The 19636-nt window shown below is 74.9% G+C and carries 23 protein-coding genes and 1 pseudogene; 12 read left to right on the top strand and 12 right to left on the bottom strand.

Going from position 1 to position 19636, the window contains the following annotated elements; genetic code table 11:
* Window positions 1–407: 407 nt before the first annotated feature.
* Entirely contained in the window at window positions 408–863 is a 456-nt protein-coding gene (locus tag ACZ7LB_RS16045; RefSeq protein ID WP_471468655.1) for a type II toxin-antitoxin system PemK/MazF family toxin, read from the bottom strand.
* A 249-nt stretch (window positions 864–1112) separates the two neighbouring features.
* Here ACZ7LB_RS16045 and ACZ7LB_RS16040 point away from each other — a divergent pair, with 249 nt between their 5' ends.
* From ACZ7LB_RS16040 to ACZ7LB_RS16020, 5 genes are all read left to right on the top strand, one after another.
* The gene (locus ACZ7LB_RS16040; RefSeq protein WP_471468654.1) at window positions 1113–2003 is read left to right on the top strand and encodes an NAD(P)-dependent oxidoreductase; all 891 of its coding nucleotides are present in this window, start codon (window positions 1113–1115) and stop codon (window positions 2001–2003) included.
* A 92-nt stretch (window positions 2004–2095) separates the two neighbouring features.
* Window positions 2096–2521: a PPOX class F420-dependent oxidoreductase gene (locus ACZ7LB_RS16035; RefSeq protein ID WP_471468653.1), complete on the top strand. Its 426-nt coding sequence runs from the start codon at window positions 2096–2098 to the stop codon at window positions 2519–2521.
* 184 nt (window positions 2522–2705) lie between these two features.
* Entirely contained in the window at window positions 2706–3134 is a 429-nt protein-coding gene (locus tag ACZ7LB_RS16030) for a VOC family protein (protein ID WP_471468865.1), read from the top strand.
* A 168-nt stretch (window positions 3135–3302) separates the two neighbouring features.
* Entirely contained in the window at window positions 3303–3740 is a 438-nt protein-coding gene (locus tag ACZ7LB_RS16025; RefSeq protein ID WP_471468652.1) for a CBS domain-containing protein, read from the top strand.
* Between the two features lie 13 nt (window positions 3741–3753).
* On the top strand, window positions 3754–4140 hold the full coding sequence (locus tag ACZ7LB_RS16020) for a DUF6343 family protein (RefSeq protein WP_471468651.1): 387 nt from the start codon (window positions 3754–3756) through the stop codon (window positions 4138–4140).
* Between the two features lie 264 nt (window positions 4141–4404).
* Here the strand turns inward: ACZ7LB_RS16020 and ACZ7LB_RS16015 are convergent, their stop codons facing one another.
* The 3 genes from ACZ7LB_RS16015 to ACZ7LB_RS16005 all read right to left on the bottom strand — a co-directional run bounded on the left by ACZ7LB_RS16015 (window position 4405) and on the right by ACZ7LB_RS16005 (window position 6515).
* The gene (locus ACZ7LB_RS16015) at window positions 4405–5208 is read right to left on the bottom strand and encodes an SAM-dependent methyltransferase (protein WP_471468649.1); all 804 of its coding nucleotides are present in this window, start codon (window positions 5206–5208) and stop codon (window positions 4405–4407) included.
* A gap of 122 nt (window positions 5209–5330) precedes the next feature.
* Window positions 5331–5546, bottom strand: coding sequence for a hypothetical protein (locus ACZ7LB_RS16010; protein ID WP_471468647.1), 216 nt, complete (start codon window positions 5544–5546; stop codon window positions 5331–5333).
* A 405-nt stretch (window positions 5547–5951) separates the two neighbouring features.
* Complete coding sequence (locus ACZ7LB_RS16005) at window positions 5952–6515, bottom strand: NAD(P)H-dependent oxidoreductase (protein WP_471468645.1); 564 nt, start codon at window positions 6513–6515, stop codon at window positions 5952–5954.
* A gap of 132 nt (window positions 6516–6647) precedes the next feature.
* On the opposite strand from ACZ7LB_RS16005, the gene ACZ7LB_RS16000 reads away from it, so the two are divergent.
* Together ACZ7LB_RS16000 and ACZ7LB_RS15995 are read left to right on the top strand one after the other, a co-directional pair.
* Window positions 6648–7334 carry a TetR/AcrR family transcriptional regulator gene (locus ACZ7LB_RS16000; protein WP_471468644.1) on the top strand — a complete coding sequence of 229 codons (687 nt, stop codon included), beginning with the start codon at window positions 6648–6650 and terminating at the stop codon, window positions 7332–7334.
* 94 nt (window positions 7335–7428) lie between these two features.
* A complete protein-coding gene (locus ACZ7LB_RS15995; protein WP_471468643.1) occupies window positions 7429–8460 on the top strand; it encodes a LacI family DNA-binding transcriptional regulator in 1032 nt (343 codons plus the stop codon).
* Window positions 8461–8500: 40 nt separating this feature from the next.
* Here the strand turns inward: ACZ7LB_RS15995 and trxA are convergent, their stop codons facing one another.
* Entirely contained in the window at window positions 8501–8905 is a 405-nt protein-coding gene (gene trxA / locus ACZ7LB_RS15990; protein WP_471468642.1) for a thioredoxin, read from the bottom strand.
* A gap of 119 nt (window positions 8906–9024) precedes the next feature.
* Between trxA and ACZ7LB_RS15985 the strand changes: the two genes are divergently transcribed.
* A complete protein-coding gene (locus ACZ7LB_RS15985; protein ID WP_471468640.1) occupies window positions 9025–10458 on the top strand; it encodes a dihydrolipoyl dehydrogenase family protein in 1434 nt (477 codons plus the stop codon).
* A 20-nt stretch (window positions 10459–10478) separates the two neighbouring features.
* On the opposite strand, the gene ACZ7LB_RS15980 is transcribed toward ACZ7LB_RS15985, so the two are convergent.
* Window positions 10479–11126: a peptide deformylase gene (locus ACZ7LB_RS15980; protein WP_471468639.1), complete on the bottom strand. Its 648-nt coding sequence runs from the start codon at window positions 11124–11126 to the stop codon at window positions 10479–10481.
* 27 nt (window positions 11127–11153) lie between these two features.
* Window positions 11154–11447 (bottom strand): tetratricopeptide repeat protein, encoded by a 294-nt coding sequence (locus ACZ7LB_RS15975; RefSeq protein WP_471468864.1) that lies wholly within the window; start codon window positions 11445–11447, stop codon window positions 11154–11156.
* A gap of 255 nt (window positions 11448–11702) precedes the next feature.
* Between ACZ7LB_RS15975 and ACZ7LB_RS15970 the strand changes: the two genes are divergently transcribed.
* Window positions 11703–12668, top strand: a complete 966-nt coding sequence (locus ACZ7LB_RS15970; protein ID WP_471468637.1) for a pirin family protein — start codon at window positions 11703–11705, stop codon at window positions 12666–12668.
* Window positions 12669–13069: 401 nt separating this feature from the next.
* A pseudogene (locus tag ACZ7LB_RS15965) lies at window positions 13070–13534 on the top strand (hypothetical protein); the annotation flags it as partial.
* A gap of 528 nt (window positions 13535–14062) precedes the next feature.
* On the opposite strand, the gene ACZ7LB_RS15960 reads toward ACZ7LB_RS15965, so the two are convergent.
* Both ACZ7LB_RS15960 and ACZ7LB_RS15955 read right to left on the bottom strand, forming a co-directional pair.
* On the bottom strand, window positions 14063–14392 hold the full coding sequence (locus ACZ7LB_RS15960) for a hypothetical protein (protein WP_471468876.1): 330 nt from the start codon (window positions 14390–14392) through the stop codon (window positions 14063–14065).
* A 252-nt stretch (window positions 14393–14644) separates the two neighbouring features.
* Complete coding sequence (locus ACZ7LB_RS15955; RefSeq protein ID WP_471468635.1) at window positions 14645–15082, bottom strand: MarR family winged helix-turn-helix transcriptional regulator; 438 nt, start codon at window positions 15080–15082, stop codon at window positions 14645–14647.
* A 93-nt stretch (window positions 15083–15175) separates the two neighbouring features.
* Between ACZ7LB_RS15955 and ACZ7LB_RS15950 the strand changes: the two genes are divergently transcribed.
* Window positions 15176–15811, top strand: a complete 636-nt coding sequence (locus tag ACZ7LB_RS15950) for an NAD(P)-dependent oxidoreductase (RefSeq protein ID WP_471468634.1) — start codon at window positions 15176–15178, stop codon at window positions 15809–15811.
* A 206-nt stretch (window positions 15812–16017) separates the two neighbouring features.
* Here the strand turns inward: ACZ7LB_RS15950 and ACZ7LB_RS15945 are convergent, their stop codons facing one another.
* From ACZ7LB_RS15945 to ACZ7LB_RS15935, 3 genes are all read right to left on the bottom strand, one after another.
* The gene (locus ACZ7LB_RS15945; RefSeq protein ID WP_471468632.1) at window positions 16018–16677 is read right to left on the bottom strand and encodes a hypothetical protein; all 660 of its coding nucleotides are present in this window, start codon (window positions 16675–16677) and stop codon (window positions 16018–16020) included.
* A gap of 416 nt (window positions 16678–17093) precedes the next feature.
* Window positions 17094–17498, bottom strand: a complete 405-nt coding sequence (locus tag ACZ7LB_RS15940) for a hypothetical protein (protein ID WP_471468630.1) — start codon at window positions 17496–17498, stop codon at window positions 17094–17096.
* 544 nt (window positions 17499–18042) lie between these two features.
* On the bottom strand, window positions 18043–18963 hold the full coding sequence (locus ACZ7LB_RS15935) for a hypothetical protein (RefSeq protein ID WP_471468628.1): 921 nt from the start codon (window positions 18961–18963) through the stop codon (window positions 18043–18045).
* Between the two features lie 153 nt (window positions 18964–19116).
* On the opposite strand from ACZ7LB_RS15935, the gene ACZ7LB_RS15930 reads away from it, so the two are divergent.
* A complete protein-coding gene (locus tag ACZ7LB_RS15930; protein WP_471468627.1) occupies window positions 19117–19446 on the top strand; it encodes a hypothetical protein in 330 nt (109 codons plus the stop codon).
* Window positions 19447–19636 lie beyond the last annotated feature (190 nt).

Raw genomic sequence — 19636 nt, 5'->3', positions numbered from 1 at the left:
GCCGCGCGTCGGCCGGGACGTGCCGCCCACCCCGGCGGCCGGTATACGACCGGTCGCCCGGCTCCGGGAGCGGCGGCCCGGCCGCCGGGCCGGGGCGGGCGAGGTGGCGGAAGGCGGCCGGGACGGGCGCCGGGCGGAGGGGAGCGCGGGGTCCGGGCGGGCGGTGGGGAGTGCGGGGCGCGGGCCGGGGGAGGAGAAACGCGGGGCGTGCGTCCTCGGGGTGCGGCGAGGGGGCGGGGGAGCCCCGCCCCTCCCGGTCTGGTGACCTGAGTCAGAGATATTCGGGTGGTTCTCGCGAGCTGCCCGGCGTGCCGGAGGCCGGATGCCGGCAGGCCGGGCCGGACCTGCCGGCCGCACGGCATCCGGCTGATGGCGGCGATCTGACGAAGAATCTCTGACTCAGGTCACTAGCTCCAGCCGTAGCGTTCGCGCAGCCGTCCGCGTACGAGGTCGAACCGCCCGCGGTCCAGCGCGCAGGCCTCGCGGCGCATCCCGTCCTCGTGCAGCCGCAGGACCCGGTCCACGTCCACCCAGGAGTCCCGGCCCGACCGGTCCCAGGGGCCGCTCCCGATCGGCACCCACTCCCGGTCGTCGTCGTGCCGCTTGCTGGACAACTGCACGGCCAGCAGCGTGCCGCCGCTCTCGCGGGCGACGACGAGCACCGGCCGGTCCTTGCCGCGCCCGTCGTTCTCCTCGAACGGCACCCAGGTCCAGACGATCTCCCCCGGGTCGGGGTCCCCGTCGCGCGAGGGCGCGTACGCGGTGCGCACCCGGCCCACGGCACGGGGGTCGGCCTGGGCGGTCGCGGAGGGTCCGCGGCGGCCGGGGACGTCGGCGTCGGTGTTCTCGGTGAAGTCGTTCACGCCCGTACCGTACGGGACGCCCCGTACGGGTCGCCGTGGCCTCCCTCCCGGGAACCAACCCCCGGGGACCGCAGGGGCGTCTCCGGTGCGCGGCGGGTCCGGGGCGTCCCGGCGGGCGGCGGATGGCAGGCTGGCCCCCGGGGCACGCGGTCGGCCGCCCGGACGGCCGCTTCCCCCCGCCGCCCCGCCCTTCCCCCGTCCCGACGTCCTCCGTCCTCCGTTCCGCACCGCGCGCAGAAAGCCGACGTCATGACCGACCAGCTCACCGTGACCGTCCTGGGCACCGGCATCATGGGTGCCGCCATGGCCCGCAACCTCGCCCGGGCCGGACACGCCGTCCGCGTCTGGAACCGCAGCCGGGACAAGGCCGAACCGCTCGCCGCCGACGGCGCGCACGTCGCGGACGGTCCCGAGGAGGCGGTGCGCGGCGCCGACGTCGTCCTCACCATGCTGTACGACGGCCCCGCCGCCCTCGACGTGATGCGCCGGGCCGCCCCAGCGCTGCGCCCCGGCACCGCGTGGGTCCAGTCCACCACCGCCGGACTGGACGCCCTCGACGGGCTGGCCGCCTTCGCGCGCGAGCAGGGCCTGGTCTTCTTCGACGCCCCCGTCCTCGGCACCAGGCAGCCCGCCGAGGCGGGGCGGTTGCTGGTCCTGGCCGCCGGTCCCGCCGACGCGCGGGACACCGTGGCGCCGGTGCTCGACGCCGTCGGCTCCCGCACGGTGTGGACCGGTGAGGACGGCGCGGCGGGCAGCGCCACCCGGCTCAAGCTCGTGGCCAACAGCTGGGTCATCGCGGCCACCAACGCGGCCGGCGAGGTGCTCGCGCTCGCCGAGGCCCTGGACGTGGACCCGGAGCACTTCTTCGCGGCCATCGCCGGAGGCCCGCTCGACATGGGCTACCTGCGCGCCAAGACCGATCTGATCCGCCGGGGAGCCCTCACCCCGCCCCAGTTCGCCGTCACCACCGCCGCGAAGGACGCCCGGCTGATCGTGGCGGCCGGTGAACGCGTCGGTGTGCGGCTGGACGTGGCCGCCGCGAGCGCGCGACGGCTGGAGCGCGCCGCCGAACTGGGCCACGGCGGCGAGGACATGGCCGCCGCCTACTTCGCCAGCTTCGACGGGGAGCCCTCCGGCTGAGCGGCACCCCGCCGCCCGGATGGGAGCGGGGCGCGCGGGGTAGCGGTGGGGGAGAATCGACCACCCGGTCCACACCGACCACAGGAGTCACCGTGCCCAACCCTCCGCTGCCCGCCCGGGCCGTAGAGATGCTGCGCCGCCCCAACCCGTGCGTGATGGCCGTCGTCCGTCCGGACGGCGCCCCCGTCTCCACCGCCACCTGGTACCTGTGGGAGGACGACGGCCGCGTCCTGGTCAACCTCGACGAGGGCCGCGTGCGGCTGAAGCACCTGCGCGCCGACCCCCGGGTGACCCTGACCGTCTTCGACGGCGCCAACTGGTACAGCCACCTCGGTCTCCTGGGCAGGGTCACCGAGTTCCGCGACGACGAGGACCTCTCCGACATCGACCGCATCTCCGCCCACTACGGCGGAGCCGCCTACCCGGACCGGGACCGGGGCCGGGTCAGCGTGCGGATCGAGGTCGAACGCTGGTTCGGCTGGGGCGAGATCAAGGACGCCGTCACCCCGTCCGGCTGAGCGGGACAACAACTCCCCGTCCGGGCGGGCCACTTGACACCTCGCGCCGCGGTGCCGGCGCGGGGTGGCGGCGGTCGACAGGCGCGCGGTGGTCCGCCTAGGCTCGATGGTGCGGCGTCGCGTGCCGGTCACCGGCCGGGTGAGGCATGGAGGCGCCGTGGAGATGCCCATGGAGGCATTCACCGTGGCAGTGCAGTTCAACCACACCATCGTCCTCTCCCGGAACCGCGAGGAGTCCGCGGCGTTCCTGGCCGGAATCCTGGGTCTGGAGGTCGGAGAGCCGTACGCGGTGTTCCTTCCCGTCCGGACGGCCAACGACGTCGTCCTGGACTTCGCCACCGTCGACACCGAGATAGCCCCGCAGCACTACGCGTTCCTCGTGAGCGAGGAGGAGTTCGACGCGATCCTCGAGCGGCTCGTGGACGGCGGGGTCCCCGTCTTCGCCGACCCGCACCGGGAGCACCGCGGCCGGATCAACCGCGGCGACGGGGGCCGCGGCGTGTACTTCGCCGATCCGTCCGGTCACGGCATGGAGGCCTTCACCCGCCCGTACGGCAGTGACCCGGACTCGCCGCTCAACGACGTCACCGAGGAGGTCCCGGGCGCCCGCTGACCGGTCCGGGCCGGGCCGGCCGCACACCGGCGGGCGCGGCCCCCGGGCGGTCCGGCGGCGCCCGGCCCGCCCGGCCGACGGGCTCGGGCGGTTTACTCCCGCGGCTGAGGGCTACGCGGCCCGCAGGGGAGCGGAGCCCCGCACCCGAAGCCGCACCCGGGAGGCCCCATGACACGGCGGACGACACGGCGGATACGGGACGTGATGTCACCCGCGGCGGTGGCCGTCGAGCCCATGACCACGGTGGCCCGCGCCGCGCGGCTGATGCGCGAGGAGAACGTCGGGGACGTCCTGGTCACCTATGACTGCGATCTCTTCGGTCTGCTCACCGACCGCGACATCGTGCTGCGGAGCGTCGCGGACGGCCGCGACCCGGACACCACCACCGTCGGCTCGGTCTGCACGCCCCCGCCCGTGGTGACCCTGGCGCCGGAGGACACCACCGACCGGGCGGTGGAGCTGATGCGCCGGCACGCCGTCCGGCGGCTCCCGGTCGTCGAGCACGGGGGCGTCCCGGTCGGCGTGGTCACCCTCGGGGACCTCGCGGTCACCGAGGACCCGCACTCGGCGCTCGCGGACATCACCACCGCCGCGCCCGACCACTGACCGGAGGCACGGCATGGACGACGCCCGCCACGCCCGCGGTCCCGACGACGGCCGCCCCGGCCCCGGAGGCCCCGGCCCCCGCGCCCCCGGCTCCCGCGCGCGGTCCGGCGCCGTCGGCCGCCGCTCCCCGCGCACCGGCACCGAGCCGGTCACCGCGCAGAGCCCGCTGCGGCTGCGGCTGTTGCTGTCGGCCGTCTTCCTGCCGGTCTTCCTCGCGGGCGCCGTCTTCCTCGGCGTGTGGGCCGCCGACACCGGCCCCGGCGGCAGCCCCGGGCGCGGCCCGCTCATCGCCCTGGCGGCGGTGTGCGCGGGGCTCGTGGTGATCGCCGTGGTGGACGTGGCCGTGGTGACCCGGCGGCTGCGCCGCGAGCGGGACGCCGACGCCTCCGCGCCGCGCTGAGCGGGCCCGCCGCGGGCGCAGTACCGGAGCCGCCCTCCGGCGGCCGGACGTGCCCCGCCGTGGGCCGGCTCCCGGACACCCTCGGGCGCGGGGCCGTGGCCCGGACGCGGAGGCGCGGCCCGGACGTGCGGGCGCGGCCCGGGGCGAACGCGCTCCCGGGCCGCGTGCGGCCGATGGCGCCCCCGCCCGGCGACCCGTCGGCCGCCCGGTGCGCGCCGCACCTGGCGGCCCCCGGCCGCGGGGCCCGGCCGGGGGAACCGGCCGTTACTTCTTGAACGCCACCGCCCCGACACCGTGGCCCTGCTCCTGCGGCAGGCCCGAGGGGTCGGCGTCGGGACGCCAGTCGGCGGACCTGACCAGACCCGGCTCCACCAGGCTCAGCCCGTCGAGGAAGCTCCCGATCTGCTCGGGCGAGCGCAGGTGATAGGTGTTCACCGACTGCGAGTTGTACGCCGAGACGGCCGTCTGGAGCGCCTCGCTGGTGGCCGTGCCGTCGCTCAGGGCGACGTAGCTGCCCGAGGGCAGGGCGTCGACCAACTCGGACACGATCCGCCCCGGGCCCTCCTCGTCGGAGACCTGGCCGATGATCCCCAGCAGGATCAGGCCGATGGGCCGGTCGAAGTCCAGCGTCCCGGCGGCCTCGGCGAGGATCTTCCGGGGGTCGCGCACATCGGCGTCGAGATAGGCGCACTTGCCCTCCGGCGTGCTGCCCAGCAGCGCGTCGGCGTGGGCGAGGACGATGGGATCGTTGTCGACATAAACGATCCTGCTCTCGGGCGCGATGCGCTGGGCGACCTCGTGGGTGTTGTCGGCGGTCGGCAGGCCGGTGCCGACGTCGAGGAACTGGCGGATACCGGCGTCGCGCGCCATGAACCGCACCGCCCGTACCAGGAAGCGTCGCTGGGCGCGGGCGACGGCCGCGAACTCGGGGAAGTTCTGGAGGATCATGTCTCCGGCCTGGCTGTCCACCAGGTAGTGGTTCTTTCCGCCGAGCAGGTAGTCCCACACACGTGCTGAATGGGGTCGATCGGTCTGTAGCCGGCTGCCCCAGTCGTCTCGGTCAGTCATGATCGCAGCATGTCACACCGTGGCCGGATCAGCACCCAACTGGCCTGCTGAAAAGTGCGGTTCGGGGTGGTACGGCGGGGTGTCGGACACCGCGGGCCGGGCGGCGGGGCGGTCCGGGTGGTTCAGGGGGCGGCCGGGCCCGTGTGGGCGGGGGAGGGGCCGCTGCGGGAGACGACGCGCGTCCCCCGGTCGTCGACGACCCGGGCCTGGAGCGAACCGCAGGCGCAGCGGGTCCAGAGGGTGCCGCCCGCGGCGGTGGGGTGCGCGGACATCGTCCGGAAGGGCTCCGCGTCGTCCGGCCATCCGCAGTGCGGGCAGGCGGCGGTGGGGCCGGGCATGGCGACTCCTCGGAAGGGTGCGGGGCGGGAGCGGTGCGGCGGCTGCGCGGGGGACGACGCCGCCGCGGTCGGGGCGCGGCCCCGGGTCCGGACCGGCTTCGCGGAGGCCGCCGTGGGGCCGGGGCGCGGGGCGGCCCGGGCCGACGGATGCCGGCGGGGCCGTGAACCACTATCGCACGGGCGGCGCGGTGCCCCGGACCGCGTCGCGGGCCGCGTCCGGACGGTGGCCGGGAACCGTCCCCGGACGGCGCCCGGCGCACCCCGGTCCCTCCCGTCGCGACCTGCCCCGGACCGTGCCCGGCACCGCCCCGGGCCTCTCCGGGGGCGCCCCCGGACCGTGCCCGGGCACGCGTACGGGGCCGGGCTCGGGCGAGCTCCGGCCCCGTACGGGGTGCGCGGTGCGGATCAGGCGGAGACCGCCTGGCCGGCGTGGCCGCGGAGCCGGGCGACGACGTCCGTGACCTGGGCGACGACCTCGGCGTCGTCCTCCGGGCGGGTCTCGGCGAAGCGGGTCACGGAACCGGGGATGGAGAGCTTGAGGTCCTCGATGACCTTGCCGCCCGCGATGCCGACGGCCTTGCGGGCCTCGTCCTGCGCCCACACGCCGCCGTACTGGCCGAAGGCGGTGCCGACCACGGCGACGGGCTTGCCGCCGAAGGCGCCGGCGCCGAACGGGCGGGACAGCCAGTCGATGGCGTTCTTCAGCACGGCCGGGATGGTGCCGTTGTACTCGGGCGAGAAGAGCAGGAAGGCGTCGACGCCCGCGGCGACCTCGCGCAGCTTGGCGGCGGCGGCCGGAACGCTGCCCTCGACGTCGATGTCCTCGTTGTAGAAGGGGATCTCCGCCAGGCCCTCGAAGAGCTGCACCTCGGCACCCTCGGGCGCGTGCTTGACGGCCGCCTCGGCGAGCTGACGGTTGTGCGAACCGGCGCGAAGGCTGCCGACGAGCGCAAGGATGCGAACAGACATTGACTACTCCCACTAAGGAAAAAGACTGGGGCGGATCCCCGCCGGAGATGATCCGGACCGAGGTCCGTTTCAATTTCTAGCATCCTAAGCGGACCAGGGTCCAGTTTTGTTCCCATGCTTTACGCTGAGTTCATGTCCGCCGCTCTGCCGCCCTTCGCCCAGCCCCAGGAGACCGACGGTGCCCCCGAACTGCTGCACCTGAGCACGGTCCCCGGGCCGCACACGGACGCCGGGGCGGAGGAGCCCTGCCTGCGCGCCGACGCCGCGCGCAACCGCGCCCGGCTGCTGGAGGCCGCCGCCCGGCTGGTCGCCGAGCACGGCGCCGCCGCCCTCACCATGGAGGCGGTGGCCGCGGCGGCCTCGGTCGGCAAGGGGACCGTCTTCCGCCGCTTCGGCGACCGCACCGGCCTGCTCCTCGCGCTGCTCGACCACTCCGAGCGGAAGTTCCAGGCCGCCCTGCTCCACGGGCCGCCGCCGCTCGGCCCCGGCGCCCCGCCCGCCGACCGGTTGCGCGCCTTCGGCGGCGCCATGCTCCGCCGCTGCACCGAGGACCTGGCGCTGCAACTGGCCGCCGAGCCCAGCGCGGACCGCCGCTACACCGTCGCCCCGCGCCGCTTCCTGCGCGGCCACGTCGCCCTGCTGCTGCGCCAGGCCGTCCCGGACGCGGACGGCGAGTTGCTCTCCCAGATGCTGATGGCCACGCTCGACGCCCCCCTGGTCCACCACCTCACCACCCAGTGCGGAATGCCCGTCGACCGACTGGAGGCCGGCTGGAACGACCTCGTCACCCGGGTCACCGGCGCCCCCGCCTCCTCCTGAGCATCTGACGGCACGTCCTCAGGGCGCCCCAACTCCGGGTGATGTGGCCCCGATTGAGGTTTCACGGACGGTCTCTGCCAAGATGCCGTACGTCATGGTGCAGATACCGAAAACGCCCGCTCCCGCCTTTCCGGCGCCCACCGTCCCCACGAGTGCCGACGTGGCCCGCCTGGCCGGTGTCTCACGTGCGACGGTCTCCTACGTCCTCAACAACACCGGCACCGTCCGCATCAGCGAGGCCACCCGCCACCGGGTGCGCGAGGCGGCCCGTGAACTGGGCTACGTCCCCCACGCCGCCGCCCGCAGCCTGCGGGCCGGACACAGCCGCATCGTGCTCATGCCCGCCCCGTCCTTCCCCGCCGGACCGCTGTTCACCGGCTTCCTCGCGGAGCTGCAACGCGCCCTCGGGCGGCTGGAGTACACCGTCGTCCAGTACGGTGCCGTCGGACTCAGCGGTGACGACGCCGTCCGCGCCTGGGCCGAACTGCGTCCCGTCGCCGTCCTCGTGCCCGGTACCGACCTCACCCCGCAGGGCGTCGACCTGCTCAAACGCTCCGGGGCCCGTGCCGTCGTCACCGTCGGCTCCGGGCCCGTCGACGGCGCCCACGCACTGCTGCTGGACCACGGGACCATCGGCCGCCGCGCCGGGCGCCACCTCTACGAGCGGGGCCGCCGCCGCATCGGCGTCGTCGTGCCCGCCGATCCCGGCTTACGCGTCTTCTCCGAACCCCGCCTCGAAGGCGTCCGCCGCGCGGTCCGCGGCACGACCGCCACCGTCACCGAACTGCCCCTCCCGTACGACGAGGAGGCCGCCGCCCGGCTCGCCGCCCGCTGGGAACTCCTCGGCCTCGACGCCGTGTTCACGTACAACGACGAGTACGCCATGCTGCTGATGCGCGCGCTCCAGGACGAGGGCGTCGACATCCCCGGCCACACCGCCCTCATCGGCGCCGACGATCTGATGCTGGGACGGCTGCTCCGCCCCCGGCTGAGCACCGTCCGGCTGGAACTGCCCTCCGGCCGGGACCTGGCCGCCCTCGTCGAGCGGGCCGTCCACGACCCGGGGGCCCCGCCCGAACGGCACACGGCGCTGGGCGCGACGGTCGTCCACCGCGACTCGAGCTGACCGTGCCACGCGGGGGCGGGGCACCGGTGGCGGTCCCGCCCTACTGGCCGCCCGGGCCCGGCTGCCCCTGCTCCCCCTGCTGGGCCTGCTGCTCCGCGACGGCCTTGCGGACCTCGTCCATGTCCAGCTTCCGCGCCTGGCCGATCACGTCCGTCAGCGCGGCCTCGGGCAGCGCGCCCGGCTGCGCGAACACGGCCACCTGGTCCCGCACGATCATCAGCGTCGGGATCGACTGGATGCCGAAGGCCGCCGCCAGCTCCGGCTGCGCCTCGGTGTCCACCTTGCCGAACACCAGGTCGGGGTTCTCCTTGGCGGCCTTCTCGTAGACCGGGGAGAACTGGCGGCAGGGCCCGCACCACGCCGCCCAGAAGTCGATCAGGACGAACTCGTTGTCCGTGACCGTCTGGTCGAAGTTCTCCTTGGTGAGTTCCACGGTGCTGCTCATGGCGTCATCCCTCTTCCTGGTGTCGGCGTCACGCCGTCGGGACAACACATGCCACCGGACGGCTATTCCGCGCGCGTACCCGTGTGGCCACCCGGCACACCGGCCACCACACTGAGCCCATGACGCAAACGGAATCCCGCACGTACGACGTCGTCGTGATCGGGGCCGGCCCCGTGGGCGAGAACGTCGCCGACCGCACCCGCGCGGCCGGCCTGTCCACCGCGATCGTGGAGAGCGAGCTGGTCGGCGGCGAGTGCTCCTACTGGGCCTGCATGCCCAGCAAGGCCCTGCTCCGCCCGGTCCTCGCCCACGCGGACGCCCGGCACACGGCCGGACTGGGCGGCGCGGCACGGCAGCCGCTCGACACCGCCGCGGTCCTCGCCCACCGCGACGACTTCACCTCGCACTGGAAGGACGACGGCCAGGTCCGGTGGGTCGAGGGCATCGGCGCCGACCTGTACCGCGGACAGGGACGGCTCGCCGGGCCGCGCGCGGTGGAGGTGACCGCCCCCGACGGCACCCGGCACGTCCTGGCCGCCCGGCACGCCGTCGCCGTCTGCACCGGCACCCGCGCCGCCCTGCCCGGCCTGCCGGGGCTCACCGCCGTCCGCCCGTGGACCAGCAGGGAGGCCACCAGCGCCCGGAGCGCGCCCGGCCGGCTGATCGTCGTCGGCGGCGGGGTCGTCGCCGTCGAGATGGCCACCGCCTGGCAGGCCCTGGGCTCCCGGGTCACCCTCCTGGTGCGCGGCCCGGGGCTGCTCACCCGGATGGAGCCCTTCGCCGGGGAACTCGTCGCCGCCGCCCTCCGGGACGCCGGGGTCGATCTCCGCACCGGCGTCTCCGTCACCTCCGTGACCAGGGAGGACGGCACCGTCGTCGCCGTCACCGACACCGGTGACCGCGTCGCGGCCGACGAGATCCTCTTCGCCACCGGCCGCGCGCCGCGCACCGACGACCTCGGCCTGGAGAGCGTCGGCCTGGAACCGGGCTCCTGGCTCCCGGTGGACGACAGCCTCCGCGTCGACGGCCACGACTGGCTGTACGCCGTCGGGGACGTCAACCACCGGGCACTCCTCACCCACCAGGGCAAGTACCAGGCCAGGATCGCGGGCGCCGCCATCGCCGCCCGCGCCGCGGGCGGGCCCGGACCGGAGCCCGAGCCCTGGGGCCCCTACGCCGCCACCGCCGACCACGACGCCGTACCGCAGGTGGTCTTCAGCGACCCCGAGGCCGCCTCCGTGGGTCTCTCCCTGGCCGAGGCGGAGGCCGCCGGACACCGGGTCCGCGCGGTCGACGTGGACCTGGCGACGGTGGCCGGGGCGAGCCTGTACCGGGACGGCTACCGGGGGCGGGCCCGCATGGTGGTCGGCCTGGAGGACGAGACCGTCCGCGGCGTGACCTTCGTCGGCCCCGGCGTCGGCGAACTCCTCCACTCGGCGACCGTCGCCGTCGCCGGCCGGGTGCCCCTGCGCCGCCTCTGGCACGCGGTCCCGGCCTACCCGACGATCAGCGAGGTGTGGCTGCGGCTGCTGGAGGGCTACCGGGACGCCTGAGGCGGTACCCGGAGGGCGGTTCAGGGAAGGGGGAAGCCGAGCGCCTCCGCTGCCAGGGCGGGGGTCGGCTGGGTCCAGAGCCGCTCCATCGCCGGAGCGGAGGCGAGCGAGCGCGGCTCGGCGCGGTCCAGGTACAGCGTGCCGTCGAGGTGGTCCGTCTCGTGCTGGACGATCCGGGCGGGCCAGCCCGTGAACACCTCGTCCACGGCGCGCCCGGTCTCGTCCTGCCCGGTCAGCCGCACCTCGGCGGGCCGGGCCACCACCGCCTGGTAGCCCGGCACGCTCAGACAGCCCTCGTAGAACGCGGCCCGCGCGGTCCCCACCGCCTCGTACCGCGGATTGACCAGCACCCGGAACGGCTGCGGCACCCGGCCGCGCGCCGCCCGCACCTCCTGCGGGACCGGTGCCGGGTCCTCGATCACCGCGATCCTGAGCCCCACCCCGACCTGGGGCGCCGCCAGGCCCACGCCCGGCGCCGCGCGCATGGTCACCCGCAGCGCCTCGACGAACCGGGCCAGCAGGCCGGGCGCCAGCTGGCCGTCGAAGGGCGCGGCGGCGTGCCGGAGCACCGGCACGCCGGCCGCGACGATCGGCAACGGGCCGTCGGCGGCGAGCAGTTCCTCGACCCGCTCGGCGAGCGGCGCGGCGTGATCACTCGGAGATCCCATCGCGCCAGCATGCCACGCGGGCGGCGGTCAGGACCGCTCGGTGACCTCGCCCGCGAGCGCGGAGGCGATCCGCAGGTGCGTGTCCGCCTCCGACTGCCGTCCCTGCCGTTCGAGGGTGCGGCCCAGCATCAGCCGGGCGTAGTGCTCCACGGGATCACGCTCGACGATGACCCGCAGCTCCGCCTCCGCACGCCCGAGCTGCGCCGAGTGGTAGTAGGCGCGCGCCAGCAGCAGCCGGGGGCCGGTCTGCTCCGGCACCTCCTCGACCAGTCCGCCCAGCACGCGGGCGGCCGCGGCGTAGTCCCTGGCGTCGAAGAACATCCGCGCGCGCTCCCAGCGCTCCGCGGCCGTCCCCTGCTCGTAGTACGCCCCGTCGTTGTACGTCGTGTTCACCGGTGGCCTCCTTCGTCCTCTCCAACGGAACGGTGTGGTTGAAAATTCCACTACTGCCCTGGTGGGGTCGGGAGGGGCGCGGTGCCGGAGGGCGGGCGGCGGCGCCGGAACGGGGGACCGGAACCGGCGACAGCGGCCGGGGCGGACTGACGGTACGGACCGGACGGGGCTAGGTTGGGCGGTATGAGCAATCTTGATCGGGAGCCGGTCCCCTCCGTGTGCGGCGGCCGGGGCTTCGTGGTGGCGGAACCGGTGCGCGAACTCCTCAGCCCCCGCCGGGTCAAGCTCGGCGGTTCCACCGAGGTCCGGCGGCTGCTGCCCAACCTGGGCCGCCGCATGGTCGGCGCCTGGTGCTTCGTCGACCACTACGGCCCCGACGACATCGCGGACGAGCCCGGGATGCAGGTGCCGCCCCACCCCCACATGGGTCTCCAGACGGTGAGCTGGCTGCACGACGGCGAGGTGCTGCACCGCGACTCCACCGGCAGCCTCCAGGCCATCCGCCCCCGCCAGCTCGGCCTGATGACCTCCGGCCGGGCGATCAGCCACTCGGAGGAGAGCCCCCGCCCGCACGCCCGCTTCCTGCACGGCGCGCAGCTCTGGGTGGCGCTCCCGGACGCCCACCGCCACACCGACCCGCACTTCGAGTTCCACGCCGAGCTGCCCCGGGTCACCGCACCGGGCCTCACGGCCACGCTGCTCCTGGGCGACCTGGACGGCGCGACCTCCCCGGGCACCACGTACACCCCGCTGGTCGGCGCCGACCTGAGCCTGGCCGACGGCGCGGAGGCGCGGCTGCCGCTGCTGCCGGACTTCGAGTACGCCGTCCTCTCCATGTCCGGCGAGGTCCACGTCGACGGTGTGCCGGTGCTCCCCGGCTCCATGCTCTACCTCGGCTGCGGACGGGACGAACTCCCGCTGCGCGCCGCGTCGGACGCCAGCGTGATGCTGCTGGGCGGCGAGCCGTTCGAGGAGGAGCTGATCATGTTCTGGAACTGGATCGGCCGCTCCCAGGAGGAGATCGAGCAGGCCCGTCGGGACTGGACGGAGGGCACGCGCTTCGGTGAGGTCAAGGGCTACGACGGCGCGCCGATCCCGGCCCCCGCACTGCCCGCGGTGCCGCTGAAGCCGCGGGGCAGGGTGCGCTGACCCGACAGGACGACCGGCCGGCCGGTGACGGGCGGGAGACGAGCCGTTGTGCCTCGTCTCCCGCCCGTTCCGTGTCCGGGAGGGGCGGCGGCGCGTGCCGCCGGTTCGGCGGGTCGTGGAACGGCCGCCGTCCGTCCCGCCGGGTGTCCAGGCCCGGCCGCGGCCCCCTCGTGGCCGCACGGCGCGAGCATCGAGCCGTCCGCCGTCCGCCGTCCGCCGTCGCCGGGGGCCGGGCCGGGGGAGGGGTGGGACGGCGCGGGGGCACCACCACGGCCCCTCGGCGTCGGGCCCCGCATCCACGTCCCGGCGGCCCGGCTCGGGGATCACCCCACGGTCGGCACCCCGCGGCGCGCAGTGCGAGTGGGCGGACCGCACGACCCCGTGGGGGCTTGTTCTCCGCGATGCGGAGTGGCGGCCGTCCAGGACGGAACACGCGGAAGAGGGCCGGTCCACGCGCCGCTCCGGCCCGCGGGGACTCCGGCTCTCACCTCCGGCGGACGGCACGCCCGGACGGCACGCCCGGACGGGGCGCGCGAGGTGCGCGGGGCGCGCTCGTTGGACGAGGAGGACGGCGAGTGATCTGCAGGATCTGGCCCCTGGTCACGGCCGCGGTCGCGCTCGGCATCGACGCCTACGTCCTGGCCGGGGCGCTCCCGCGGATCGCGGATTCCCTGGCGGCCTCGGTGGCGATGATCGGCCTGGGCGTCACCGCCTTCACCGCCGCCCACGCGGTCGCCGGACCCCTGCTGTCGAGCCGGCTGACCCGGAGCGGCACGGTACGGGCGCTGATGATCGCGCTCGGAGTGTTCAACCTCGGCAATCTCGTCACCACGGTGGCACCGGGCACCGGCGTCTTCCTCGCCTCACGGGTGATCGCCGGGGCGGGTGCCGGTGTGCTCACCGCCGTCGCGACGGCGGCCGCCGCCGGTTCCGGATGGCGGCCCTGTACCCCGGCTCCGCCGTCGGGGCCGCACTCGGCGGCAGTCTGCTCACCGCCGGGACCGCTCCGGCCGACCTCGCCGCCTGGGCGCTCGTCCCCATGGGACTCGCCCTGCTCCTGTCCGGCTGGATCGCGGGCCGGGACCCGCCCGGCCCGGCGGGTGGCGGCGGAGGTCCTCTGCCGGGCCGCACCGTGGACGGATCACCCGCACGCGGCCCCCGCGGCTTCTCGCCGCGGGGGCCGCGTGCGGACGGCGCCGGTGGACGGCGGAGCGGGGGCGGGGCCCGCCCGTGGAGCCCGGAGATCCGGACGGCGCCCGTCACGGGCGTACTTCCCACGGCACGCCCGTCGCGTCCGGTCGCCCTGTCCGCCACCTCGCCCGGGACGCACGCTCGGTGGGCACTCACGACCCGGTCGGGTGTGGGGAGCCCGCTGTCTCGTCGCGGGGCGGTACTCAGTGGTGCGGGTACCCCGCACGTTCCAGTGCCTCGCGGGCGGCCAGGTGGCCCGCGATCCTGAACGCCGGCGCGTGGGAGCCGAGGGAGTCGACGCGTACGCGGCGCAGCACCACCCGAGCGGCGACCACGAGTCCGTGGTCGGGCAGGCGCAACTGCTCCTCGATCCCCGCGGCGGCAGCCGCGACGAGGTGGGCCAGGGGTTCGGCGGGTTCGTGGTCCACGGTCAGTTCCCGTGCCGCCTCGAAGGCGAAGCCCTCCGCCGCGGGCTCGAAATCCACCTCGATCCCCGCGAACTGCGGTGCGCAGTTCTGTCTCTGATGCAGCACCCGCACGCCATGGATCGGACGCGGCGGGAACCGGGGCGGCGCTGACGTCATGCCGGAACGCTACCCCTGCCTTCGCGGTTCCCGCCCCCGTGCTTCCCGCCGCGTCCCGGCCCGGACGTGTTCCACGCCGGACCGACCCCAACGTCCGGGTCGCGCACCGCTGTTGTGGGTACGGAAGGGCACCGGGGCGGGGGCGCCCCCGGTGCTCCGCCGACTCCGCCGTACGGCCGGTCGTTTCGAGGAGGGGCCCGGCTAGCGGAGCGTGTAGAAGTCGCTGACCGCGTCGAGGTACCGGGCCACGACCTCGAGTTCCTCGGGGGCGAACCGCCGGCTCAGTCCGTCGAACTGCTCGTCGGTGCGACCGTACAGCGTCCGGAGCGGGGCGATCGCGCTCGGCACCAGTTCGAGCACCGTACGCCGGCGGTCGGCCGGGTCGGGGGTGCGGCGGATGAATCCGGCGGCTTCGAGCCGGTCGACGAGCTTGGTCACGGTGCTCGGGGGCATCCCGGTGATGGCGCTGATCCGGCGCGGGGTGCGTGCGTCCTCGCGCAGGACCAGGAGGTGGAGCGTCTGCAGATCCGTGACGAGCAGTCCGTGATCGCGCGCCACCCGTTCGTTGCCCAGGATCGCGTGGACGATCTGCCGCTGCATCGCCGCGCGCACCCTCACCACCAGCTCCTCGGTTTCCATGTGACCTCCCCCTGTTAGAGTTATTACCGAATCGGAACCATACGCATTCGGAACTATCGTTCAGTCTATCGTCCCGGCAGCAGAGGAGGGGGCATGAGGATCCTGGTACCCGGTGCGACGGGCACCGTCGGACGCCTCGTCGTGGAGCAGGCGCTCCAGCGTGGGCACGAGGTGCGGGCCGTCGCCCGCGATCCCGCCGCGCTCGGAATGGAGCATCCGAACCTCGGCGCGGAGGCCGTCGACATCCTCGACCCCTCCGCGGTCCGCCCCGCGCTCGCGGGGATCGACGCGGTGGTGAGCACCGTGGGCATCGGCGCGTCGAGGACCCCGACGACCCTGTACTCGCAGGGCACGCGCAACCTGATCGCCGGAATGACCGCCCACGGCGTCGAACGGCTCGTGGTCATCTCCTCCGAGGTCGCCGAACACTGGGCGCACCAGGGGCCGCTCAAGCTCTGGATCGTGCTCCCGCTCCTGCAGAAGTTCCTGGGGGCCACCTACGACGACATGCGCCGGATGGACATCGTGCTGTGGGAGAGCGGCGTCCGGTGGACGGCCGTCCGCGCCCCGCGCATCCAGCCGGCCACGACCCGGCACGGCTACCGGCTGAGCACCGAGGGGCCGTTGAAGCGCGGGTGGAAGGTCACCGCCGCCGACATGGCGACAGCGCTGCTCGACATCGCCGAGCGCGACGACCTCGGCCGCCGGCACGTCTACGTCGCCAACTGACCGGGCGCCGCCGCCTCCGGTCCCGGATTCCCGCCGGCCGGAGGCCGCCGGCGGTGACGGCGCTCTTGAGGAGCCCGGCTCGGATCCGCCGGTCCGGTTCCGGCGGGCGCGCCGTACGGGCCGACGGCCGGGGCCCGCCCGGCCGCTCGGGCGGAGCGGCCGGGCGGGGGAGTGGTCATCGGTGGGGCATGCGGCGGGCAGCGCCGTCAGTTGCTCCAGACCACCGGGTTGTCGCGGTACGCGTCGCCCTCGTCGAACTCGGCGGCGGCGATCGGCGCGGTCTTGGTGGCGGAGAGCGAGCAGGTCTCGAACGAGGCGCCCTTGGTCGTGAAATCGGCGGGCGCGTTCTTGCCGGCGCACTTGTCCGGGAGGCCGCCGATCAGGATGACGCCGGTGCCGCCGCCGCCCTCCAGCGCGCCGTCCAGCTTGAGGGAGGAGTACGACAGGTCGGTGCCGCCGACGTTCTCCACCTTCATCCTGATGAAGTACGGCGTCATGCCCTTGGCCTTCTCGCCGAACCTGGCCATGTCCGCCTCGGTGCCCTTCTCGATCGCCGTGACGGTGACGGCGATGGTGCCCTTCTTCGTCGTCCCGTAGGTGAACGGAAGGACGGCCCGCTCGCCGATCCCGAGCTTCGTGCCCGGCTTGGTGACGTCACCGTCCTCGGTGGCCGGGACGTCCTCCTTGTCCTTGTCCCCGTCGGGCGCCTGAGTCCGTTCCTGCGTGGCCGACGCCTCCGGCGACGCCTCGGCCGACACGGCGGGCGTCTCCTTCTCCGGTCCCGCCTCGTCGTCGCCGCCGCAGGCCGTGAGGCCGAGTCCGGCGACGGCCAGGGCGGCCGCGAACGCGATACGTGCCTTGTGCATGTTCTCCCCCACTTGCTGGTGACACTGATACCGCCGGTGCCGCCGTCCCGGCGTCGGGACAGCGGTCGTGGCGGTGGCGGCCGGGCGCGGCGCGGTGCTTGACCGCCGTGTCCGGCGTGCCGACGTTCCAAGTGGAATGTAACCGTCACCATGCGAGAAGGCGAATGTGTCCCGTGCCCCGGCCGGGGCGGCTCCCCGGGGCCCGGGGCGGGCAAACGCGCGTCCACCTGGCGGTATCGCTCGACGAGGACGTGTCCGACCTGGATCTGTTCGACCGCGGGACCGGGCCTCGTTGCCGACCCGCGGGAGGCGGTATCCGTCGGCGGCGTCGCCGTCGTCCGAGGCGGCGCGCGCCGCGCCGGGACCGCGCGGGTGACCTCACCGGCGCGAGCACGTGCCGCGTGGCCGGGCCCGGTTCACTCCTCGTCGCGGTGCGTGAGGCGGCCGTCCGCGAGCCGCCAGTAGTGCTGGTGGGGTGTCAGCCGCCAGGTCTCGTCGGCCGCGAGCGCCCGCGTGATCCATGCGTGGAGCTGCGGAAGGGCGTGCGCCCGCAGCACGGCGCGGACGGCGGCGCGCTCAGTGGCGTCGACCGGGTGGACGTCTATGCGGAATCCCACCATGTCGGGGTGGACTCCCCCGCCGTAGTTGTGGGGCATCGGTGCGATCCACGCGGCCCCCAGGACGATGGTCCCGCTGTCGTGCCCGGTGAGGAACCCGAGGTCCGTGACGTCGCTCATGAGGGGGCCGAGGCATCGGTCGATGTCGGTGGTGGTCAGGGGCCAGGCGAGGTGCCGGGGCAGCCTTCGTTTGCGTGCGGACATGACCGGCAGAATGACAGAAGGCCGCTGTTGGCGCTCGCGGGTTCGTCGGCGGCCCGCTCCGGCGGTGCCCGTACGGAGTCCGCCCGGGGGCTCGCCGCCCTTCCGCCGGGCACGGAGCCCGGGGAGGTCCGCGCTACGCGCCGTCGTCGGCGCGAACCGCCGTGCGGCGGGGACCGGTCCGCCGGGGACTCCACCGCCGCGGCCCGGATCCAGCACCCGGCTGCCCTTCCCGTGCCGGGCGGTCGGGCTCCGTCCACGTCCGGTACCCGGGTCGGAGTCGTACGCCTCGTCAGGGCGCACCGGGAGCGCGTCGTACCCGCCGACGGACCGGCTCCTTCGGGTCGTCGAGCGTCACGCCCGCGGCGGCCGGCCCGCTCGCTCCGGACCGGGCGAACCGGCTTCCCGGCGGAGGCACCACGGGCCCGGCGTCTGGACACGGGAACTCGACGGACGTTCCCGTGAGGCCGGTTGCCGTCCCCGTCGTCGCTGCCCTCCCCGCCATGACCCCGCCCGCCCGGTCCTGGCCGGGAGCCGGGGGCGGACGTCACCCGATCACCCTCAGCAGCCGCTCGGACAGGATGCGGAAGGCCCGGGGGAGGTGCTGCGGCCCGGAGGGGAGGAACGCGGCACAGCCCGACAGAAAGGCCGCGGGATCACCTGACGCATCGGCACGCAGCGTCTCGGTGAAGCAGCGGGCGCGGGCGGCCCTCGGGCCCGTCGCTTCTCCGTCCGGCCGGGCGAGCAGCGCGGCGGCCCGGGCGAGGGCCGCGGGGTCGAGCCTCGACAGGACCGCCAGGGCCTGGTCGGTCAACTCCCACCGCACGTCGTCGTCCAGCAGGTCGGGCTCGCCGTCGTACTCGAGGTGCGGGTGGGGCCAGTGGTGCCGGTCCGCGGTGTCGATCAGGCTCAGCAACCGCGTCAGGGCGACCGCGCTCTCCCGCGTACGGCCCGCTTCGACCCGTACGCGCTCGATGTTGCAGGCGATGTGGATGCGGCGGCCCTCGACGGGATAGTCCCAGCGGTCGCGGAGTTCCCGGCACCGGTCGAGCGCGAGCAGCATCGAGGAGACCGCCGGTCCGGTCCGGCCCGAGGCGAAGTGCGCGAAGCCCTCGGCCGCGCGGAGGAACGAGTCGGCCAGCACATATGCCTCCCTGCCGGTCTCCGCCCGGGTCAGCGCCCCTCGCGCGTCCGCCAGCACGGAGCCGCCCTCCCGGACGCGGCCGGCCCGGCAGAGCGCCAGCCCCCTCTCCCGCGCGACGGCGACCGACTCCAGCAGGCGCGCCTCGCCCTCCGTCAGATCGCGTCCGACGCGTTCCGTGTAGTCCGCCGCGATGTCGGCCTCGGCATCCCGGCGCGGCGGCGCGGGGCACGCGATTCCGCGGGCCAGCGCTTCGGCGGCGTCCCGGAGGAGCGGGTGCGGCAGCACGGCGCCGACACGGGGGGCGGGCGGATTGGGCGGTGTCATGGCGGGACGGGCTCCAGGCAGTGGTCCGGTGCACCACCCGTGCACGCGCCCTGTGGTGCATTGAGGTGATATGCGATCCATCGTGAGCAGGCATGGTTTTCGTGTGCTTTTGTATATCTTGTCCGATGTCGATTCGCCTGAGGAGGATTGGTCGTGCGTTTCCTGTTCAAGGATCTGATGATCACGGTGGCGGACGTCGACGGTCCGCACTGTGGAGGCTGCTCGGTCATCTCGTGCGACCTGCCGACGGTCGGTTGCGGCGGCGTCACCTGCGGCATCACTTCGGTGATCCAGCGGGAGGAGTTCGACGAGATGAAGATCGAACTGGACCAGGCCCTTCAGGTCGTCCGTGCCACGGCCGAGGTCGAGTCGCACACCCGCCTCGCGCCCGCGACGGTCGAGGAGGCCGACGAGCTGGAACAGAAGCTCACCGCGGCCCTCGAAGCGGTGCGGAGCGCGAAGGCGGAGCTCAAGAAGAGCTGAGGCCCGTTGCCAGGCGGTCGGAGCGTTCGGTGCGTGAACGGCGGATCAGGAGTCGACGTGGGCGGACCGGCCAATGACCGGCGCCTCTATCGGGCGAACCCGCGCTACGCGTTGCGTGGCCTGGACGCTCTCGACCCTTCGCAGCGACGGGCGGTGGCCGGCCCGTCGTCCCGCTCCGCCGTCGGCGGAC

The organism is Streptomyces sp. NPDC107521, from assembly GCF_055598485.1.
Note: the sequence above shows the minus strand (reverse complement) of the source record. Positions and strands in the feature narration are given on the sequence as shown.

Excerpts from the sequence above, each read along its gene's own strand:
- ACZ7LB_RS15985 (WP_471468640.1), top strand. The coding sequence starts at position 9,025 with ATGACGCAAACGGAATCCCGCACGTACGACGTCGTCGTGATCGGGGCC.
- ACZ7LB_RS16020 (WP_471468651.1), top strand. The coding sequence starts at position 3,754 with ATGGACGACGCCCGCCACGCCCGCGGTCCCGACGACGGCCGCCCCGGC.
- ACZ7LB_RS15940 (WP_471468630.1), bottom strand. The coding sequence starts at position 17,498 with ATGTCCGCACGCAAACGAAGGCTGCCCCGGCACCTCGCCTGGCCCCTG.
- ACZ7LB_RS16040 (WP_471468654.1), top strand. The coding sequence starts at position 1,113 with ATGACCGACCAGCTCACCGTGACCGTCCTGGGCACCGGCATCATGGGT.
- ACZ7LB_RS15980 (WP_471468639.1), bottom strand. The coding sequence starts at position 11,126 with ATGGGATCTCCGAGTGATCACGCCGCGCCGCTCGCCGAGCGGGTCGAG.
- ACZ7LB_RS16010 (WP_471468647.1), bottom strand. The coding sequence starts at position 5,546 with ATGCCCGGCCCCACCGCCGCCTGCCCGCACTGCGGATGGCCGGACGAC.
- ACZ7LB_RS16015 (WP_471468649.1), bottom strand. The coding sequence starts at position 5,208 with ATGACTGACCGAGACGACTGGGGCAGCCGGCTACAGACCGATCGACCC.
- trxA (WP_471468642.1), bottom strand. The coding sequence starts at position 8,905 with ATGAGCAGCACCGTGGAACTCACCAAGGAGAACTTCGACCAGACGGTC.
- ACZ7LB_RS15995 (WP_471468643.1), top strand. The coding sequence starts at position 7,429 with ATGGTGCAGATACCGAAAACGCCCGCTCCCGCCTTTCCGGCGCCCACC.
- ACZ7LB_RS15975 (WP_471468864.1), bottom strand. The coding sequence starts at position 11,447 with ATGTTCTTCGACGCCAGGGACTACGCCGCGGCCGCCCGCGTGCTGGGC.
- ACZ7LB_RS16025 (WP_471468652.1), top strand. The coding sequence starts at position 3,303 with ATGACACGGCGGACGACACGGCGGATACGGGACGTGATGTCACCCGCG.
- ACZ7LB_RS15970 (WP_471468637.1), top strand. The coding sequence starts at position 11,703 with ATGAGCAATCTTGATCGGGAGCCGGTCCCCTCCGTGTGCGGCGGCCGG.
- ACZ7LB_RS15945 (WP_471468632.1), bottom strand. The coding sequence starts at position 16,677 with ATGCACAAGGCACGTATCGCGTTCGCGGCCGCCCTGGCCGTCGCCGGA.
- ACZ7LB_RS16005 (WP_471468645.1), bottom strand. The coding sequence starts at position 6,515 with ATGTCTGTTCGCATCCTTGCGCTCGTCGGCAGCCTTCGCGCCGGTTCG.
- ACZ7LB_RS16000 (WP_471468644.1), top strand. The coding sequence starts at position 6,648 with ATGTCCGCCGCTCTGCCGCCCTTCGCCCAGCCCCAGGAGACCGACGGT.
- ACZ7LB_RS15950 (WP_471468634.1), top strand. The coding sequence starts at position 15,176 with ATGAGGATCCTGGTACCCGGTGCGACGGGCACCGTCGGACGCCTCGTC.
- ACZ7LB_RS15935 (WP_471468628.1), bottom strand. The coding sequence starts at position 18,963 with ATGACACCGCCCAATCCGCCCGCCCCCCGTGTCGGCGCCGTGCTGCCG.
- ACZ7LB_RS15955 (WP_471468635.1), bottom strand. The coding sequence starts at position 15,082 with ATGGAAACCGAGGAGCTGGTGGTGAGGGTGCGCGCGGCGATGCAGCGG.